Origin of the sequence: Nostoc sp. (assembly GCF_041747015.1) — a bacterium.
In the GTDB taxonomy this organism is placed as follows: Bacteria; Cyanobacteriota; Cyanobacteriia; order Cyanobacteriales; family Nostocaceae; genus Nostoc.
In genome coordinates this window covers 17678-38045 of record NZ_JBGTFY010000259.1, presented here as the reverse complement: position 1 = coordinate 38045, position 20368 = coordinate 17678, and the positions used below count along the sequence as shown (strand labels likewise).

Sequence of the window (20368 nt, the reverse complement as noted above, 5' to 3'; positions counted from 1 at the left end):
GTTACAAAGTTAGAACCATGAACGCACTAACTTTACAGTGGCACGATGCAGGTGAAGATAAAACTCAAAACATTTACGAACAACAGCAAAGTCAAAATCCTGGAACTGTCCGCATCGGTCGCGATCCCCTGCGGTGCGACATTATTCTGAGTCATCCCACTGTATCTGGTCTGCACATTGAAATCTTTTTTCATCACCAGCAACAGCGCTTTTATATCAGGAATTTGCGATCGCAAAATCCCCCTATTGTCGATGGACGGCAATTAATCCAAGGTGAAATGCTTTTAACTGAAGGCACTACTATCTCTTTGGGACAAATAAAACTCAATGTTACCAGCATTTCTACAGGCAGCATTCCAGCAACAATTTTGCTGCCACCACATCCACCAGTCCATATCGCACATCACTATAATCCAGCACCACTGCCAGGAGTTTATGGCTTAGAATGCCCCAAATGTCATAAAGTTTCCCCAGGAGAGAATCTACACATAGGCTGTCGTTGGTGTGGGACATCTTTGGCTGCGGCTGTGAGTGTATTGGTCGCACCGGGTAGTTGAGAAGAGGGCAGGGGAGCAGAGGGTAATAACTAATGACAAATGACTTACAAATCCAATTGAGTTGGGAAGAACCAGCGACGGGTGAACGCCGAGAACCAATGTTGAGTATGCCGATCGCTTTTGGTCGAGAATTTGCTCGCTTACCTGCTGAACTCAAGGGAGAGCGGGTTTCTAGGATGCTGCTTAACAGTAACGAAGTTTCTCGCTACCATGCCCTAATTGACTGGGAACAAGACCATTTGGTGGTGATTGACCAAAATAGCGTTAACGGTGTCTATGTCAATGGTCAACCACAAACGCGCAGTGTTCTGGCTAATGGCGATACGTTGCAAATTGGCCCATATCTGATCACAGTGACATTTGCCGCTAACGTACCTGCACCAGATACCAGCCCTCCTTCAACGATTCACTTCAACGCAAATACCAATCTTCCAGACCCCAGATTGCCTTTAGCCCAGCCGCTAACGCCCTTGGGAAGTAATTTCCCGCCACTAGCGTTTCAGTCGGAAAAAGTCGCTGTGCAAGCACTTCATGCTACGGGACTGCCAGTAGATGAATCTGATTATCTAGCGATCGGGGCGGGATTGGGTAGCTTTTTCTGGGCTGATTTGCTGCGAGTTAGTGGGGTGCCTGCTGACAAAATTGTGGCTTTGGGATTGGAGGGAGAACCTTATGCTCGTTACAAGCGCCTTTGTCTGAATTCGCAAATTCCCTTACATGAAAGGCTGCGTTCTAATTCTGACTCTTGTCCTGATAATATTTGGGGTTGGCCTAGTTATGCCTTGCGTGAGGCTTGGCACGATTTCACCAAGGGACAGATGAAATCAGCGTTTAAGTATTTGTGGCAAGTGTTTGCTGAACCAACATTTGCGGAAACTTATACACCCCGTGCAGGTAATGTCTTTGATTCCATAGATAGGGAGGCGAAGCGCATCGGCTGGAATCAAATTTATCGCTATGGGCGAGTTAGGGTAATTCGCAAAACTGATGATGGCAGATATTGCGTGGCCTATTCTCGCGCCCCAGGAAATTATGCTTTTTTAGTTAGTCGTTATTTACATTTAGCTACTGGGTATCCAGCAATTCAGTTTCTTCCAGATTTGCAAGCTTATAGAGAAAAATATCAAGACTTTAACTCTGTCGTCAATGCTTATGAAGCACACGATCATGTTTATCAGCAACTAGAGCAACAAGGTGGTACGGTGTTGATTCGTGGGCGAGGAATTGTTGCCTCGCGGATTTTTCAGCGCATTTATGAAGCCAGAAAACGAAATCAGAATATTTCAGTTTTGCACTTAATGCGATCGCCTAAACCCCAAGGCAACAAATTTCAAAATGCCCAACGCCTAGTCAAAAATCATTACGAATTTCAACCCTTTAACTGGCCTAAAGCTTGTTGGGGCGGCGAACTCCGGGCAATGTTAGAAAAAGCCAGCCCCGATGAACGCCAGCGTTTACTAGCAGACTGGGGTGGAACTACCACCGCCGACCGCCGCGACTGGCAGAAAATTACCGCCCAAGGGTTAAGCGAAGGCTGGTATCAAATTACCTTCGGTGAAGTGCTGGATGTGGAACGAAATGCCCAAAACCGCACTATTACCCATATCCGAGAACAAAGCTTTGGGGAAATGAAGTTGTTAGCTGACTTTATTGTTGATGCTACCGGACTGGATGCCAAGGTAGATGCTAGTCCCCTACTAGAAGATTTGGTGAAACATTACAACCTCCCAGTGAATCACCTGGGGCGATTGGCTGTAGCGAACAATTTTGAATTGGTAGAAATGCGTAGTGGTAGAGGTCAAATGTATGCTGCTGGAGCTATTACATTAGGTGGCCCTTATGCCGCAGTTGATAGTTTTTTGGGCTTGCAGTACGCCGCATTAGTCGCCCTTGATGGACTCGCCGCCATCCGTGCACCTGGAGTTCAAAGGTTGAATGTTATAAGTTCCTCTGGGCAGTGGTTAAAGTGGGTGTTTAATCAGTCACCTTAGTTGGGTGCGAATAAAAAAGTTACAGGCGATCGCAATATTAGTATTAATGACCTCAGTCAGGCTGTATTACTTTTACCCCACCCAACACATTTTAGAGAACCAGAGATAGCTTTTTGTTCTCAAACTCTTCACCAGTAATGATTCCAGCATCTCTAGCATTCTCAAGCTGCTTGATTTTACCCACAAGTTTAGATTCTCCATAAAGCGAAAAGATTGACAAGCTAAGTAGTTGTGCAAGATTAAATATACATACATTGTCATTGCGAGTGGAGCGTAGCGAAACGAAGCAATCGCAAGACTTTGAGATTGCTTCACTTCGTTCGCAATGACAGTAAAGAAAAATTATGCAATCTTTTTAAGAGAAGCATATCGCTAACGATCGCACCCTTCTCACAAAATCACACTATTAGTTCAAATTTTAGCAGCGATCGCCCATCCAAATTAGCGCTTTTGACTCTAAGCTGAGGAATTTGAAGTTAAAAGGTGCAACTTCGAGGCTAAAAGATGCAATGCCGAGGTTAAAAGGTGTAACTTCGAGGCTAAAAGGTGCAATTTCGAGGTTCAAAGGCTCAACGTTGAGGCTCAAAGGCTCAACGTTCAGGTTAAAAGGTGCAACGTTCAGGTTAAAAGGTGCAACGTTCAAGTTAAAAGGCTCAACGTTCAAGTTAAAAGGCTCAATTAGCGATGTCTACGACGGGCGTAGCTGCCGTAGAACTCTTGGTGAGTTAAATTGGCGGTTAAAAACCAATACGGTTTAGTTAAGTCCAAAAACCTTAAGCTGCGTAGGTTGCCCTATTCCCTAAGCCCAGAAACCACCATGACACAAATCATCGGCGAACCCCTGACGATCATACAAAGTGGTGTTGCGATCGCCATCATTTCCCCCATTAAGAAAAAATCCATCTTGGAAACCCTTTCCACCCTTGAACCACTGGACGAAGACTTTCCCGACATGGAGAATGGACTATGAACCTTTGCAGAACTTCTCCGAACTCTGCAAAACCTAATTAACCAAGAGCAAAAAACAGGTGATAGATCACGATAGACTCTTTAAAGAATTAATCCAAACCTTCTTTTGGGAATTTATAGAACTCTTTTTACCAGAGGTTTTAGAGTATGTTGCACAAGACAAACTAACTTTTTTAACCGAAGAAATATTCACCGATGTCACCACTGGAGACAAAAGAAGAATAGATTTATTAGCACAAGTAAAATGGAGAGAAGAAAACAGTTATTTCCTCATACATTTAGAAAATCAGGCATACAGTCAAAAAGAATTTGAACGGCGGATGTTTCATTACTTCGCCCGTTTAGATGCTAAATATTTAATGCCAATCTTTCCTATAGTTATCTTCTCTTACGATGAACCCAGAAGACCTCAAAAAAGCCAATATGCAGTTCACTTCCCTCACAGAAGAATTCTAGAATTTAATTACTTTGCCATCCAGCTAAATAACCTCAACTGGCGAAATTTTTTAAATCAACCAAACCCTGTAGCTGCCGCATTAATGGCAAAAATGGACTTTAAGCCAGAGGAAAAAATTAAAGTTAAGCTCGAATGTTTAAGAATGCTAGTCACCCTAAAATTAAATCCTGCTAAAATAGAATTAATTTCCGGCTTTATTGACACCTACCTAAGATTAAACACAACTGAAGAGCAAGAGTTTAATACTGAATTACACCAAGCTAATTTATTTGAAGAGGAACAAATCATGAAAATTGTCACCAGTTGGATGGAACAAGGAATTGAACAAGGAGAACAAAAAGTTATTAAAATACTGCTAAAACAGCGATTTAATTATATTGATCCTACCTTAGAAAGCAGAATTGATGGCTTATCTTCAAAACAAATAGAAAACTTAGCATCTGTAATTTTTGACCTTCAATCTTTAGAAGACTTAATTAAGTGGTTAGATCAACAAAATTAATCTAATCTTTAATGTTTTTCAAAAGATGGTATCGAATCAGCGAAGCGATCGCCCGATTTCTCGAACTCCATCCCCACAACTAAATTGATGCTACACAACAGTTGTAGTTGAAACTTTAGCAGCGATCGCCTTCACACACCTAATATTAAAGTCAATAATACGCAGAACTCTTGCTTTCTGATATTGTGAGTACTTACCCAAGATTTTAAAGAGGTAATTATCGCAAATTTAATCTAACAATCTTCCAAAACTTTAATTTGGCTTGCCCGTAATCGTAAATGCTGCCCAGTAATAAGGATGACTATAAAGATTTTTATCTGATGCCATTTTACTATTCCTATATAATTGTGTTGCTAAATAAGCTTTAATTCGTAATTCTTCAGGATGCAGATTATTTAGTAAATCTTCATACCATTTTGTCAGTTCTCCAGCAGTTAGTTCTTTCAGCCATAGTGTTGCTTCAGCTAAGGCAATAACTGCTGATTTATTTGGTTGTAATCGTCGGTAAAACTCTATCATCACCAAAGCACTAGCCGAAGATTCTACACTCCAAAGAGTATTCACTACATGAGGAACGCCCTGACTCAAAAAACCATTGACTAAACTCACATATTCGGTGCTGATAGTGTAGTTGCTAGTACTTAAATTTTCACAAGCAGACAGAGTAACGAGATTGTAACTTGCTAAATTTTGTTGACAGATTTCTTCTAAAGTTATTTTGTCTTCACCTGCTAATGCTAACTCTGACTTTTTGGGTTCACCCAAGTTATTAATCGTATGACCAGTAAAATGAAATATGTTGTAATTATCAAATAAAGCATTTTCTACAAGATTTTTTGTAGCTTGCGACCCTTGAATTCGCTGGATATTACCGAACATTTGGCTGACAATTTCAGACTCAAGTTTGGCAAATTTCAGTGCAGGATAACTTGCACTTTCGGGATATTCAACACTGAGTACTGACTGATTTTGCCATTGCCAAATATCTTCAGTTTTTATTGATAAACCTACTTGAACACTAGGCAGATAGGTTGCGGTGAAATTTGACTCTACATTTGGCAACTCTTCCTGAGATGGAGAAGAAAGATGGAAAAGGGCATGAAGTGGCAATCTGGACAAATCACGGTGAGGAATTAAAATCAGTTGAGTGATCCCTTCAAGTTCTTGTGCAATTGTAGAAATATTCAGGATTTCATACAGTTGCAACAACTTTTTTTCCATATCAACTCGCCAAGAATGCTGACTTTTACCTTCTTTGTCCCTGTTGCGATATTCTTGGTATTGTTGATGCCAATCTTCTAGCCAATTTTCAAATTCAATTAAGCGTTGCACTGCTTCGGGTAAAGGCAATTCATTTAGACGGATGGCATCTTCTCCTAAAGGTATTACCCCCGTATCTTGCATAGGTGTAAAGAGAAGAATCGGTGATGGCGCTTGGTCTTTGAGGATGAAGGTGTGTAGAGCGACTGGACTAATATGCCAATAAATAATTGCTGTTGTGGGATTAAATAGTTGTTGAATTGCGCCATAATTAGGTGAATAAATATGATCATTCCAGCCATAAAGCAATCTGTTTAAACAAGCATTTTTGCCTTGTTCGGCAATTTCCCAAGCTTCTACCAAATCACCTGACTCTACAGCTAAATCAACTGCTAATTGATCAAAGCCTGCAAATTTTAGAGATAGCTGTTTTTTACTTTCGTCAGAGCGAGTTTCTTCACTCAACAATTGTTGCAATAAATCTGTGCCGCGTTGCTGCAATTCTTGAACTTGGGTTGTTTGTCCCAAACCCATCAGCACTTTGCTCAGAGATTGCAAAACCTCTAGATGCAATTGCGGAAAATGTTCTAGTGTGAGGGTTAATAGTGCTTGATGATACTCAGATGCAGCTTTGCGCCAATAATCGCGGGAGTTAGGATGTTTTTTGCCTCGCTCGTAGTAAGTATTAGCGATCGCTAGATGCAATCTACCCCAACCTTCTGGATGGGTATCTGTCCGCAGATGCTTTAACCCTTCCTCATAGCTGGCTAATTTTCCTTCGTAGCCACCCTGTTCTAAGGCAGGATTTGTCGCTGTGATATTACTCGACAAATTCAGCAATGCGTCAACATTCACTAAATTACCGATCGCAGTTCCCCGACCAATCCAAGCTTCCCAATAATCTTGTTTAATTTGCAAAGCGTTGTCATAACAAGCGATCGCTTCCACAAATTCTTCTAAATAAAACAACGCTAGCGCCTGATTATACCAAGCTAAGTGGAAGTCAGATTTAATGGCGATCGCTTGCCGATAGGAGGTGATCGCTTCCGTGCGGCGACCTAAGTTGTCTAATGCTATACCCCGGTTGTACCAAGCTAAGTAGAAGTCGGCTTGAACTGAAAGGGCTTTGTCCCAGGAGGCGATCGCTTCTGACCACTTTCCTAAATTAAACAGCACTACACCCCGGTCTATCCAAACCTCGTGATACTCTGGGTCAATTTCTAGCGCTCTGTCGTAAGATATAATCGCCTCGGCAAATTGTTCGCTGACAGCTAGGGCTATGCCTCGGTGATACCAGTTTTCCTGGTCTTCTGGTTGCAGATGCAGCGCTTGGTCATAACTAGCAATAGCTTCGGGTAGCCAACCTAACTTTAGCAGCGCCAAACCCCGGCTAGACCAAGCTTCTTGGTAGTCTGGTTTAATTTCTATGGCTTTGTCAAAAGAAGCGATCGCTTCTTCAAAATATCCTAATTCTCCGAGAGTTCCACCTCGGTTGTACCAAGCTTTGTAGTAGTCGGGTTTGAGTTGTGTAGCGGTTTCGTAAGCTGCGATCGCTTCATCAAAACGTTCTAAATGAAACAGCGTTAAGCCTCGATTAAACCAATATTCTGAGAATTCGGGTTGAAGTTCAATCGCTTGGTCATAGGATGCGATCGCGCCTAACAAATCACCCGTTTTCGCTTGGCTTAGACCTTGATAAAACCACCCTTGAGCCTGGGTAACAGGATTATCGCTATGTCGCTCAATAATACCGGGGGAATTGCTGCTTTGAACTGCCAAGTTAGAAGCAAGTTGCTGAACTAAATTAGTACTTTCATCCAACCTTACCCACAACTCATCTAGGGTATAAGCCACATTTGGCTCTAAATTTGTCAACGTATTATCCCAGTTTTCCACTGAGGAAGACGTTGTTAATTCAGTCCTTTGTCTAGTAGAAAGGAGATTTGTTGATGTTTTAGTTGTAGTAATTTCCTCTTCATCGCCGAACCTCAGTTGGGCTAATGAAGTGATTGAATCTTCTGCGGCGGGGAGAGGGAAATTTGCTCTTATTGTAGTTTGAGCATCTTCTCGTTCATATTCCAATACCGATTCCTCTAAATTCTCGGTAAATCTTTCCTCAGAAGAGGTATTTTGGGGAGTTGGCGTGATTAGTTCGGCATCTTGGACATCATATTCCCATAACTGTTCTCCTAAGCTGCGGATTAGCTCTTGCCCAGGGGAAGTTGAAAGAACTTCTTCATCGGTTCTGGTTTCTCGGACATCTGGCTCGTCATACTCCCATAACTGTTCGCCTAAATTGCGGATCAGCTCTTGCCCAGGAGTAGTTTCTACCACATTAGGCTCGTCATACTCCCATAATTGTTCGCCCAAATTGCGGATCAATTCTTGCCCAGGAGTGGTTTCCACTACATCTTGCGCCTGATTGTCCTCAAACTCTATCTCTGTGGGTAAGTTTTGCATCAGCCGAATGCCAATGTTATATGCAACGTTTCCAATTCTGCCGACACCAAGTTCCCCCAATTGCACCATCTGTGTTGCTAAAAGAGGATTCGGTGCGGGTGAAGCTAGCAAGCGATCGCCAAACATCACCAACCAATCTATCCAGCGTTCAGCCGGAATTCGATTTTCGATCCGTTGCAGATACCTCAATGCCCATTGTCGTCCTCGTGCTTGATGCACGCCTTCTAACAATTGGATAAACAATTGTTCCAGATCTGCATTGGTTAGTTCTGGTAGTACCTCTACTAGATTGTGTCTTCTCGCACCCTTGAGAGAACTAGTTTGTTTACTTTCAATGAGGCGCTTTAAAAATCTTCTAAGCGACTGCGATATCCGCCTGAGCATCTGCCACACTCTTGGATTTTATTTTTCTAGATTGTAGCCATCGTTGTCTTAAAAAAATCATCAATTACTTAAAAACCAATTTAGATTCGGATAGCGCTTTCGTCGCAGGTTAGCAAAAAATATACCAAACCTCAAGAGCATAGCATTACAACGTTACAATTTCCAGATTCAATTAATTTTCTATTTGCTCTGTGGTCGATTCACCAGCAGGATATAGTTGATTGATCAATGCCTGGACAAGCACTTGTGGATCATCTGTCTCAACGGCAAGTTGTTGAGCAATCTGCTGGCGTAAGTTTTCATCTTCCTGCAACATCACAAACAACTCTTCTATGGTGACAGTTTGGTATTCTCCCTCCGGGGGGTTCTCTGGCGCATCTGCTGACTCAGATACTGGGGCGATTGGCTCAAAGAGCAAAGTTTTGCTGACAGCATCTGGCCCTTGATATTCCCAAATTGGTTCGCTTTGATTGCGTGTCAATAACTGCATCCCGATACTATAGGCAACATCTCCGACTTCCCCGATGCCCAACTCACCCAGCTGCACCAACCGCGCAGCCATTTCATTATTGGGTGAAGCTGATGCGAGTAATCTGTCGCCAAATCGTCCTAACCACTCAACCCAGCGTTCAGTTGGGATGCGATGTTCAATATTATGCAGCCACTTCCGTGCCCATGCTTCCCCTCGTGCTTGATGTACTCCTTGCAATAGCTCGGTGAAGAGAAATTCCAGATCCGTATCGCTTAGGGGTGGTGCTGGTTCTTTCTGCACATTCCCCCGAGATTTTGAGGCAGTCTGTTTTCCACCAAACAAGCTCTGAAAAAGCTTTTTGAGCCCTTGAAATAGCCGCTTGAGCATCTGCTGCACCATTGAATATTGCTTATCCTAAAATTGTAGCGATCGCACTGGACTAACGTATAGTCATTTGTCAAGAGATATTCTCTCCTGCTCCCCACTACCCCTTATCCCCAGAGGGAACCCCACTTTCCCCGCTCCCTCTACTAGAACAAACGTACTAAATGATATGCTATAATTCCGAATACATTGATATTGAAATCATAGTAAAAGATATGCTCTGGTTGTTTGCTTTGCTGAGTGCCAAAATTTACGGCATTAATTGCGTGCAAGCGCTATAGCAACATCGACAAGCAAAGCAGGTTTGAGAGTTTAAAATAATTGAATCCCAAACTCGACTCGGTGCTACTAATTAACGTTGAAAGGCATTGAAGTCTATATTTCTATGTCTTACGAACCCCTGCACCATAAATATCGCCCTAAGAGTTTTGCTGAACTGGTGGGTCAAGAAGCGATCGCTACCACCCTCACAAACGCGATCGGCACATCCAAAATCGCCCCCGCCTATTTATTCACTGGCCCCAGAGGTACGGGGAAAACTTCTAGCGCCCGGATTCTGGCCAAATCCCTGAATTGTCTCAAAAGTGACAAGCCCACCGCTGAACCCTGCGGCGTGTGTGAGGTTTGTCAGGGAATCACCAAGGGCTACACCTTAGATGTAATTGAAATTGACGCTGCTAGTAACACTGGTGTCGATAATATCCGTGAGTTGATTGAAAAAGCCCAGTTTGCTCCTGTGCAATGTCGCTACAAGGTTTATGTCATCGATGAATGCCATATGCTCAGTACTCAGGCATTCAATGCGCTACTAAAGACCCTAGAAGAACCACCTAGAAACGTGGTTTTTGTGTTGGCGACAACAGACCCGCAACGGGTGTTACCAACGATTATTTCGCGCTGTCAAAGGTTTGATTTTAGACGCATTCACTTAGAGGCGATGGTCAAACATTTAAGTGCGATCGCTTTTAAAGAAAATATTCATATTTCACCCGACGCTGTAACCCTAGTAGCTCAACTTGCTCAGGGAGGGTTGCGAGATGCCGAAAGTCTACTTGACCAACTGAGTTTATTAGCGGGTGAAGTAACACCGGAGCGAGTTTGGGATTTAGTGGGGACGGTGAGCGAACAGGACTTGCTGGGGCTTTTAAATGCGATCGCTCAAGATAGCCCAGAAGCAGTTTTAGACTGTACCCACAACATTCTAGATCGTGGTCGAGAACCGCTAACTCTTCTACAAAATCTCGCCGGTTTCTACCGCGATTTACTCGTTGCCAAAACTGCACCTAATCGCCACGATTTGATTGCTTGTACTCAGCAAACCTGGACAGCGCTGATTGAGTTTTCCAAATACTTGGATATGAGCGCGATTTTAGCGGGACAGAAACACTTGCGAGAAGCTGAAGTACAAATTAAAAATACTACCCAGCCGCGTTTGTGGTTGGAGGTAACGTTACTAGGGTTGTTACCCAGTGCGACGAATATTCAGCCACAAGCTCCAAGTGTCGCGCCGCGAGTTAACCCACCTGCTGTATCTCCAAATTATCCTCTAGCTGCCCAAAATCACGCAGTCTCTTCTTTACCTTTAGCTAGTTCGCAAACAAATGATAATTCTGCATCTCCCAATCATCTAGCAGCTGCCCAAAATCAGCCCGTCACTTCATCTCCCCCAGATGATCGGCAAACAAATCACAATTTTGCTGCTAACTCAGTTTCACCACCAACGCCAGAACCTGTATCTGTACCTCCCCCACCTGCGAACGTTGAACCAGTAACTTCAGAAGTTGTTGGGGAAGCGCAATATGACTTAACTCAGGTTTGGCAACAGGTACTTGCTAACCTCCAGCCAAAATCAACGCAAGAAATGCTGCGTCAAATGAGCTATCTCATAGAGTTCGACGATGTTGTGGCTCGAATTGCTATTAAACAAGCATGGTATGACAAGGGGAAATCTTATTTACCAATGATTAGGGCAGCTTTCCAGCAGACTTTCCAGCGTGAAATCCAAATAAGTATAGAAAAAGGAACTTCTTTAAACTCTACCTCAGCCAAAAAAAATCTTCCCCCACAAAACTCGACTCGCGTTCAGCAACCGCCTACTCCCAGTTACAGCCAGCAAATACCGCCTCCAGCACCAGTATCACAGCCAGCAACTCCACCATCAGCAGCGACACCAGCACCAGCACAAAGTGAGTCGGCTGCAAGGAACGGAAATGGAGTGAATGGAAATGGGGCAAATGGAAAAGGAGTAAATGCAAATGGAGTAAATGGAAAGGGGGGGCAAAGTTTGCCTCCATCGCCAAAGCCAACACCCGCAGCTAATTGGGAAGTTGACGAAGTAGCGATCGCAGCTCAACGTGTAGCAGAATTTTTCAATGGACAAATTATCCGCTTTGCAGATGATTCCACAGAATTCTCCGACTCTATGACCACACCTGATTGGGTAGAAGAATCAGAAGTTGATGATGAATAAAAAAATGCAAAATTATTTTTGGTAATTTTGCATTTTAAATTTTGAATTTCTCTTTAGGGACTATTCCCGATTCCCAGTATGCAAGGTTTTCACCCATTTCAAACGCTTCGGTCTTACCGACATTCGGGTAGTAGTACTGCTCATAACCACTAACCAGTGCAACATATATAAACTGCCATGCAGGGTTTGCAGCAGCAACACAAAATATGTAGAAAGTGGGAATTTTTGATCTTGACGTATCCGCCTTAGACCTGTAAACATCCCTACCATTGACATAGTAGCGGACAAGCCTGTTATGGGACTTAACATTGGTAGACGATGACGGGCGATCGCCATTAATAAATCTGGGACTGTTGCTGTCGGTAAGATATACATAATCAGCATAAATATCAGCAAATCCCAGCTTTTGCGCCATCCCATACGGTTTTTGAGAATTAAATCCCAATAATCCAGATAGCGTTGATATCCGCCTTCTGCCCAACGATTGCGCTGATGCCAGAGTGCAACTGCACTTGTCACTCCTTCTTCTTGCACTGCTGGATGGAAAACACACTCAATATCCCATTTCTCCAAATGTAAGCGGATTGTCAAATCCAAATCATCGGTAATGGTTTCCTCGTTCCAGCCACCGCAGCTTTCCAAGGCTGAACGCCGGACAAATTGACCATTGCCCCGCAGTTCGCCAATGCCACCAAGGGCAGTCCGCTGTTGCTGAAACCAGGTATCAAGTGCCATTTCGGCCATTTGCCCCTTAGTCCAAAAGTTTGCTTTGGCGTTGGCGTTCGCGTTAGCGTCTGCTTGCAGAATCGCTTTTCGCAGCTGCACCGCCCCTACCTTTTCTCTTTGAAATAAAGGTATTACCTGTAGTAACAAGTCTGGTGTCACTTGAGCATCAGCATCAAATACTGCTATAATGCCACCTTTTGTCAGCGGCAAGACCTGATTCAATGCCCCCGATTTGCCACCACTAGCTTCTACTGAACGCCTTAGTACTTTCAGTTGCTCGTATTTCTGCTCTAGTTCTGCTAATAAATGTGGGGTGCGATCGCTACTATGATCGTCAATTATCCATACTTCGTATTGTCCATCTGGATATTCCAGATTACAAAGATTTTTGACTAATTTAGCAATTACCGCTTCTTCATTTTTCGCAGCCACTAGCACAGATACAAAGGGCAAATCTCCCTGGATTTCCTTTGGATAGCGACGGGATTTAGTAAACACTACCACCAAAGCATGAAATCCTAGAATGGTAGTCAGTCCTAGAATAAATATGGAAGCCCAAGAAACTAAATGTAGAGCGATCGTGCCACTCCAGACAACAGTCAAGACTAGAGCCGCTTTACGTCTACGACCTTGAAACCGGGATGTTAGAAACACGGGATCTGTCTCTAACACTGACTCCTCATCTCCTGATAGGTCAGACAACAAGGAGTTGAGCGGATCAAGCTCTTGATAAGAATCTTTTTCGGGCCAGGAATTCGCTGGCATAGGTTACTTGATTCCAAAACCAGTATTTGTCTACACCTATAAAGAAGCTGGCAATCACATAACACCAAACTGTACAACCTCTACACACCTTCAGCCAATCCTGAGATTGACAGTAATCGTCTACCTCTTTCAACTTACGATAGAACTAGTAGAGTCACACATCAATGGGAACTCTGGTTTGGGCAAAGTGATACAAAGGTAGCAGCAGCTTGTATTTGGCAAAAACAGCAATAACACTATCCATCACTTTACAGTGAGGATTTTTAGCTTTATTGCCCCCAGCTTCGATAAAAGTTAATGCAGCATCATTGTAACCGAAGTTTTAATATTTCTTAGCAGTAACTTCATATATTGAGCATGGGGCATTGGGTATTTAGTGATTAGTTATTTTGCTCCACTCTCTACTGCCCTACCGTGTGCTTTAGACACATTTTTTGGGAATCCTATTAAAAGCCACTAATATCCCCAGTTACCAACTAACTTGAGGAATATTTAACAATGTCTATTGAGCAACTCCAACCTGCCACTCAACAACAAGCCAGTGTTTACTTACCTTACGTTCAAGGCGCTAGGCGCAGTTTCTTACCCTATGCCATCAGTCTTTATCAAAAAGGGGTCTTGGAAGGACATCGGAAGATAGAAGCCAGTGAGCACGTCCCCTTTGTCGCCTCCTGGAATGTTGCTACCCTACCTTCAGACTTAACACGTTGCCGAATCCAGTTTGATGGCAACGCTGAACTGAGTTACGAACTGATGATGGCCAGTTTCGAGTTTATTAATTTTTTAATTGAACTTATGGACAACTATAAACGTCATCGCCTAACCGATTTTTCACAAACCTTTTACCGCAAGCTACTGCGTATAGACGATTGATGAAATTAAGCCGGACTTTTGCTAGTTCGGCTAATCTTCAAAACTAAGCTATGTGAGAGCAACAAATAATTTAAAAAATATTAATTTTATTAAGAAAGAATTCAGGAGTCAGGAGCCAGAATGGGCTAAACCTTAGCTATCCGCTAACAGAATATATTTTGTGCGATGGTTACTGAGCTTGCCGAAGTATTGATTCTGAATACTGAATCCTGGCTTCTGAATTCAGAATCAATCATCGCTTTCCGCAAAATTTACTTGCTCGTAAAGGTCACCAAGCTGAATTTTAAAATCAATTGTTTGCAGCAATAAAATTGCAGATTCGCCTTCAAGTTCAATAAATAACCATTGACCTTCCGCAGTTTTTACATATTGCATAACATGATAGTAATATTGGTCGATTAAAATATATTCCTTAAATTCAGGAATTGAGCGATAATACGAAAATTTATCTCCTTGGTCGTAATTTTTAGTCGATTTAGATAAAACTTCGGCAATTATTAAGGGATTCATGACGGTAGTCGTATTCGTTCCCGTATAAACAGGTTGTCCCTGAATTACCATTACGTCTGGATAAGTATGCTGCCGATAACGAGGTGTCCACAAACGCACATCACTGATATAAACATCATATTTTTTGCCCTTTAAAGCAAACCTCAAATATGCATAAAAGTTGCCTGCTATTTTATTATGATTGGTAGTACCACCTGTCATCGGAATTATTTCTCCATCGCGGTATTCACTTCTAAATTCTGCCTTTTCTTCAAGTTCTAAATATTCTTCAGGTGTGTAATGGCGTTTTTGTGTTTCTAATTTCATAAAAATACCACCTATTTCTCGGCGACTAAAATTTTTTGGGCAGAAAAGTGATGAGGTTCAATCTTCACTAGTAATCTACAACCTAATCGTATCAGGTCTTTTTTTAGAAAAGTCTCGGCGGTTTAAACCTGCAATTTTTACTGTATGTATCTACAGTTGTGAAGAACCTAGAATTTGATAGCAATACGGTTCTGTTAAGCCTAAAAAATAAAATGTGTAGGTTGGGGAGCCACTTTGCCCTTGCGGTTTCCCGACTTGTACCCCTGCGGGGATTTGGTTATTAGTGAGGAGTCAAAAGCAGTTGCTAGGTACGCACAACTTACCACTAACTGTCATAATCGGCTGCTATGTTTTATTTGTGCCCACCTGCTTAGTAATGTATAATAAATTTCAAAAGTTCAGGGTGCTTGTCAAAGTATTAAACTACTTGCTGGTGCTGCCAAAGTATGTTGTATGTCTAAATCTGCAATCACAGTGACTGTCAAATTATTCGCTGCTTATCAAGAAGCCTTTAAGGTTTCAGAACTGGTGCTGGAATTTCCCAATAGTATGCCAGTCAAAACAGTATGCGATCGCCTCATAGCTGAACACCCTGAACTCTCCCAATGGCGTGACATCACCCGCTTTGGGATTAATCTGATATTTGTCCAACCAGATACCCTTTTGCAAGATGGCGATGAAGTTGTGTTAATTCCACCAGTTAGCGGCGGCTAAACCTATTTCACCTTAGCGCCGAAGCGAACAAAGCCATAAAAATCTTTAACTAAATTAGTGTAAATAATTGGTCTTTGAAGACGCGATAAATCGCGTCTCTACGTGAGGGTTTTGGGCTGATTTGAACTGTATTGAACTATAATATTGACGATCGCCAGCTCGTTTATGCCAAGAGCTTACGAATTAGCACTTAGCTTCACTAAGTTGTCTAACTCTTGCTGCATCTGACTAACAACTAATTCATAGCATTCATTGACATATTGGCGATCGCTGGCTGCTTCCCGACCGTAGCGTTCAAACACAATTGGCGGGCAAACTTGTGTGTATATCGGCACAGGTAATGGAATATTGGGCAGCGGGCCAAATGCTAATCCCCAAGGCAATCCGAGATAGATCGGAAAAACTTCTGGATCAATATCAAACAGCCAAGGCATCCCCCACTCGTGAAGTTGCTGTAGAATTTTGTAGCAGTCAGCGAGCACAATTAGCGTATCGTGGGCACCCCAAGAAATCACAGGCACAATTGGCACATTTCCCCGCAATGCTAACTTGATAAATCCTTGCCGCCCCGCAAAGTAGATTTTGTCACGTAAATAATGCGGTCGGAAGAGGTCTTCCGCTCCACCTGGATAAACCAGCACGCTAGCTCCAGAGCGCAAGGCTGCATAAGCCATTTTTGGATGAGCCATGATTGCTCCAGCGTTGGCAATCAATTGTGCTAATGATGGACTAACCTGCCAGGCTTTAGGATGCATCAAACCATAAACTGGTCGTTCTACACCAAATCGTCGGAACCAGTCGTACATCATCATCGTCATGTCGGGAGCCGGGAGTCCCCCATTGTGCGAACCGACAAGGAGAACTTTTTCCTGGGGTGGAATATGATCCCAGCCACTAGTTTTAACTCGGAAATAGTAGTGATACAAAAAGCTAAACCAGGGCATTAGAGATTCGAGGAACTTTGGATCTCGCTCATCCAAAGACCAACCAGGTTTGTTATTTAAGAGATGTTGCTTTTTTAACATCGAGGCATTTTAGCAGGATTTGTAAAGATTAAACAATCCCTTCTATTGTGTGACAAATAGGTAATTGCAAAAATCTGAAAAAATATGGCAACTTTTGTAGGTTGTGATACGCTATCTGCTTGAGGAGTTTTGAGGTACTGAAAATGACTAAACTGCGCGTGGGGTTACTGTTTGGCGGTCGTTCGGGAGAGCATGAAGTTTCGATCAACTCAGCACGGGCGATCGCTAAAGCCTTAAGTGCAGAGCAAAATACTAATAAGTACGAAATACTGCCGTTTTACATCCAAAAAGATGGACGCTGGCTAGGAGGAGAAGTACCTCAAAAGGTTTTAGAAACTGGCATCCCGATACTAGAGTCTGAACAATCAACTCCTGAAGGACATTTGACATCTAACCCCGAAACCCTGAGCAAGTGGCAATCTCCCTCTGAAGTTGCCCAAGTGGATGTTTGGTTTCCCATTCTTCACGGCCCCAACGGTGAAGACGGGACAATTCAAGGGTTACTCACCTTAATGCAAGTCCCTTTTGTCGGTTCTGGGGTCTTAGGTTCCGCAATGGGGATGGATAAAGTTGCGATGAAAATGGCGTTTGAGCAAGCGGGACTAGCGCAGGTGAAATACAAGGCAATAACTAGAGCGCAAGTTTGGTCGAATCCTTGCATATTTCCGAAACTGTGTGATGAAATTGAGGCAGCATTAGGTTATCCTGCTTTTGTCAAACCTGCTAATTTGGGTTCATCAGTGGGCATTGCCAAAGTGCGATCGCGCCAAGAATTAGAAGCCGCATTAGATAATGCTGCCAGCTATGATCGACGGTTAGTTGTGGAAGCTGGTGTTGTAGCCAGAGAAGTAGAGTGTGCCGTTTTAGGTAACGAGCAACCCCAAGCCTCTGTCATTGGAGAGATTACATATGACAGTGATTTTTATGATTATGAAACCAAATATACTGAGGGTCGGGCAGATTTACTGATACCTGCATTGATTCCAGATGCGATCGCCCGTCAAATTCAGGATATGGCTTTGCAAGCTTTTGCAGCTGTTGATGCTGCGGGGTTGGCAAGGGTAGATTTTTTCTATGTGGAAGCGACAAAAGAAGTTTTAATTAATGAAATCAATACCTTACCAGGCTTCACTGCAACGAGTATGTATCCGCAACTTTGGTCTTATAGTGGAGTTTCCTTTCCAGAATTAGTTGATCGGTTAATTCAACTTGCTCTTGAAAGACATTCTCCTAGCTGACGAAGAAAACAAGCGAACCTATTTCCAGATGATTCTGGTGAAAAGACACAATAAATACAGAATTTTGGCAAAAGTTAGCCAGATTTGGTATCATTAGCTGTACAAAAAAAGCTACTTGAATCTAAAACTTTGTTACGGATACCTGATGCTTAACTCCTCCGGTACAATTTATTGACTAGAGGGGTACAAATCTGAAAATAATCATGGAAAAAAGTCAGAGTGTACAGTATGAGACAACCCAACCAATAGGGAACACTCCAGAACTGAAAAACAGAAAATCGAGATTAAGAAAAAGCTCGAACGTTCTGATGTATCTGGTTGCACATCATCCTTGGCTATTATTAACTGGGTTTTTAGCCATGTTTATCGGAGGAGGTGCTTTTGCCTTGTATAGCTTAGGTAATGCTGGGCAGGTGACACAAGAAGAACCAGAAAAAATCCCAGTCATAGTTGAACAACCAATCAATGCGCCCTCCGAGAATAGTAATCCTACACCTTTATGGATGGTGGCTGCGATCGTTCTCAGCTGTAGTAGTGGTTGCTTGATCATTTTCCGAATGCTCAACCGTCCGACGCAACCGCCAAAAGTCCAAAAATATATTAACCGTCATCAGGCACGTTTAGCACACAGTCATTACACAAGATTGGAACCACGTCTTCCCAAGAACCAGCCAATTTTTGTGCCACAGCCACAACTAACCCCTGTGATGCAGATGCCACCTAAAACAAAGCATTTGGTCACTGTTCTGCCAGCAGAACACAAGCATCACCTAGATACGCGGACAGAATCTTTGGCAGACTTGCTGGATCTTCGTAAAGATAGTTCATTGTCGGCAATTTTGCGCCAGTATTAATAGTACTGTCAAGTAAAACCCGGTTAAATTAACTACTTTTTGGCAATTAGCTGATCTTAGATTCCCGACTTCTTAAAGAAGTCGGGAATCTTGTTATGTAGGAATGTTTTATAGGTATCTCACTCAACCGAGAACCGCTATAACTGCTTTTTAAAAGTTAGATATGAGCAATAAAGAAATTTAAAAATCTGCCAAAATGGCAACTAGATTTTGATGAACCAAGTTAAATTGTAGAAGATAAACGACTTCAAGGGTATTGTTATCAGAGACTACCACCTAAGCAAATTCCTTTTGTAAAGCACTATCTACTAAATGATTTTTAAAAACAAAAAACTATCTTTATCAATTATCTGCGGCGTATTTTTATTAGCAGATAAATATTAATAATTAGGTTTGGCATTTGCTGCAACAGGAATATTAAATATATATAGGCGTTGTTGTTAAAGTACGCATTAGCCCCCAAATAACGGGCAACATCTGTATACACTCCTGTTCACTTCAGCAGCAAATGGCAGAGTGGGAGTATGAAAGCTGACTGATATGCTTCCTCCCACTCTCTTTTTATTTATGAACTGCATTCGCCCCGATCCTAACTTACTCAAATACTACTGTCCTGTTACCATAGACTAATACACGATTTTGCAAATGTGTAGGCGTAGCCCGCCGTAGGCATCGCACCGTTCTTGCTAATACAACTCGCTCTAAATCTTTGCCTTTTCTAATCAAATCATCAACTTCATCACGGTGACTAACTCGCACCACATCCTGTTGAATAATCGAACCAGCATCGGATTTTTTAAGTTACTTAATTACGAATTACTTACTATTAGTCGGAGTCGGTAGAGGAAGAATACTTGGCAGAGGTGTTGCGTTAATATTATCTACAGGTTGTTTCCATTCTGATAATTCCCGGTTCACGGCATTTGCAAAATCTGGAGATACCAACAGCACATCTGTATTTCCATCTAGATTAGCAGGAGAGTCAGCTTGAGCATACAAGAAACGCCCGTTAAAGTTAAGTCTACCCAAAGTCAACTGATGGCTTTGTTGATTTTTTAGGGTAATATTGATAGTTGCTTGGGGTTCATCTAAGGCAAACTCTCCAAGGTCTTTTGCGGGAGTTGATAAAGTGCTATCACTCTTACCTTTGACTAATAAATCCATCAAATAAGAAACAATAGCATCATTTGCTAGACCAGATACCGGAGATTTGATTAACCACTTGGGGTTGCTAGATTTAGGGTTACGTTCCAGATTCAGGGTGAGTTTTTTTGTCTTCACTCTTAAGGACTGCACATCATCTGCGGCAAAAGAGAAAATTTGCTGCTTTTGCTCCTTGGTTTCTTCTCGCACAGTTGCACCTCGAATTTCATAGAAGTAAACAAAACCACCTAAACCTAGCGCTAGTAGGATCAAAATTAAAGTTGTTCGTGGCAATTTCATTTTTTAAT

At 42.4% G+C, this 20368-nt stretch carries 16 protein-coding genes and 1 pseudogene; 9 read left to right on the top strand and 8 right to left on the bottom strand.

From position 1 onward, the window contains the following. Positions 1-17: 17 nt before the first annotated feature. Complete coding sequence (locus tag ACEW80_RS21340) at positions 18-557, top strand: FHA domain-containing protein (RefSeq protein ID WP_373528511.1); 540 nt, start codon at positions 18-20, stop codon at positions 555-557. Positions 558-589: 32 nt separating this feature from the next. After that, positions 590-2548: an FHA domain-containing protein gene (locus ACEW80_RS21335; RefSeq protein ID WP_373528510.1), complete on the top strand. Its 1959-nt coding sequence runs from the start codon at positions 590-592 to the stop codon at positions 2546-2548. Between the two features lie 418 nt (positions 2549-2966). Here the strand turns inward: ACEW80_RS21335 and ACEW80_RS21330 are convergent, their stop codons facing one another. Continuing rightward, positions 2967-3212, bottom strand: coding sequence for a hypothetical protein (locus ACEW80_RS21330; protein WP_373528509.1), 246 nt, complete (start codon positions 3210-3212; stop codon positions 2967-2969). A gap of 153 nt (positions 3213-3365) precedes the next feature. On the opposite strand from ACEW80_RS21330, the gene ACEW80_RS21325 reads away from it, so the two are divergent. Both ACEW80_RS21325 and ACEW80_RS21320 read left to right on the top strand, forming a co-directional pair. Next, on the top strand, positions 3366-3518 hold the full coding sequence (locus tag ACEW80_RS21325) for a hypothetical protein (protein WP_373528508.1): 153 nt from the start codon (positions 3366-3368) through the stop codon (positions 3516-3518). A 58-nt stretch (positions 3519-3576) separates the two neighbouring features. Continuing rightward, complete coding sequence (locus ACEW80_RS21320; protein WP_373528507.1) at positions 3577-4476, top strand: Rpn family recombination-promoting nuclease/putative transposase; 900 nt, start codon at positions 3577-3579, stop codon at positions 4474-4476. A 252-nt stretch (positions 4477-4728) separates the two neighbouring features. Here the strand turns inward: ACEW80_RS21320 and ACEW80_RS21315 are convergent, their stop codons facing one another. Beyond that, positions 4729-8580: a tetratricopeptide repeat protein gene (locus ACEW80_RS21315; RefSeq protein WP_373528506.1), complete on the bottom strand. Its 3852-nt coding sequence runs from the start codon at positions 8578-8580 to the stop codon at positions 4729-4731. A 172-nt stretch (positions 8581-8752) separates the two neighbouring features. Next, the gene (locus tag ACEW80_RS21310; protein WP_373528529.1) at positions 8753-9439 is read right to left on the bottom strand and encodes a hypothetical protein; all 687 of its coding nucleotides are present in this window, start codon (positions 9437-9439) and stop codon (positions 8753-8755) included. Positions 9440-9821: 382 nt separating this feature from the next. Here ACEW80_RS21310 and ACEW80_RS21305 point away from each other — a divergent pair, with 382 nt between their 5' ends. Continuing rightward, a complete protein-coding gene (locus ACEW80_RS21305) occupies positions 9822-11906 on the top strand; it encodes a DNA polymerase III subunit gamma/tau (protein WP_373528505.1) in 2085 nt (694 codons plus the stop codon). 60 nt (positions 11907-11966) lie between these two features. On the opposite strand, the gene ACEW80_RS21300 is transcribed toward ACEW80_RS21305, so the two are convergent. Beyond that, entirely contained in the window at positions 11967-13397 is a 1431-nt protein-coding gene (locus ACEW80_RS21300; protein WP_373528504.1) for a glycosyltransferase family 2 protein, read from the bottom strand. A gap of 498 nt (positions 13398-13895) precedes the next feature. Between ACEW80_RS21300 and ebsA the strand changes: the two genes are divergently transcribed. Then, complete coding sequence (gene ebsA, locus ACEW80_RS21295; RefSeq protein ID WP_373528503.1) at positions 13896-14270, top strand: type IV pilus biogenesis protein EbsA; 375 nt, start codon at positions 13896-13898, stop codon at positions 14268-14270. Between the two features lie 228 nt (positions 14271-14498). On the opposite strand, the gene ACEW80_RS21290 is transcribed toward ebsA, so the two are convergent. After that, positions 14499-15086, bottom strand: coding sequence for a Uma2 family endonuclease (locus ACEW80_RS21290; protein ID WP_373528502.1), 588 nt, complete (start codon positions 15084-15086; stop codon positions 14499-14501). 453 nt (positions 15087-15539) lie between these two features. Here ACEW80_RS21290 and ACEW80_RS21285 point away from each other — a divergent pair, with 453 nt between their 5' ends. Next, entirely contained in the window at positions 15540-15800 is a 261-nt protein-coding gene (locus ACEW80_RS21285) for a MoaD/ThiS family protein (protein WP_373528501.1), read from the top strand. Between the two features lie 176 nt (positions 15801-15976). Here ACEW80_RS21285 and ACEW80_RS21280 read toward each other — a convergent pair whose 3' ends face one another. Continuing rightward, positions 15977-16825, bottom strand: a complete 849-nt coding sequence (locus ACEW80_RS21280) for a lysophospholipid acyltransferase family protein (RefSeq protein ID WP_373528500.1) — start codon at positions 16823-16825, stop codon at positions 15977-15979. Positions 16826-16968: 143 nt separating this feature from the next. Between ACEW80_RS21280 and ACEW80_RS21275 the strand changes: the two genes are divergently transcribed. Next, entirely contained in the window at positions 16969-18063 is a 1095-nt protein-coding gene (locus tag ACEW80_RS21275) for a D-alanine--D-alanine ligase family protein (protein ID WP_373528499.1), read from the top strand. Between the two features lie 203 nt (positions 18064-18266). Then, complete coding sequence (locus ACEW80_RS21270) at positions 18267-18917, top strand: hypothetical protein (RefSeq protein ID WP_373528498.1); 651 nt, start codon at positions 18267-18269, stop codon at positions 18915-18917. A gap of 594 nt (positions 18918-19511) precedes the next feature. On the opposite strand, the pseudogene ACEW80_RS21265 reads toward ACEW80_RS21270, so the two are convergent. Both ACEW80_RS21265 and ACEW80_RS21260 read right to left on the bottom strand, forming a co-directional pair. Next, positions 19512-19706, bottom strand: a pseudogene (locus tag ACEW80_RS21265) (hypothetical protein); the annotation flags it as partial. A 27-nt stretch (positions 19707-19733) separates the two neighbouring features. Continuing rightward, the gene (locus tag ACEW80_RS21260) at positions 19734-20360 is read right to left on the bottom strand and encodes a DUF4340 domain-containing protein (protein WP_373528497.1); all 627 of its coding nucleotides are present in this window, start codon (positions 20358-20360) and stop codon (positions 19734-19736) included. Between the last annotated feature and the right edge of the window lie 8 nt (positions 20361-20368).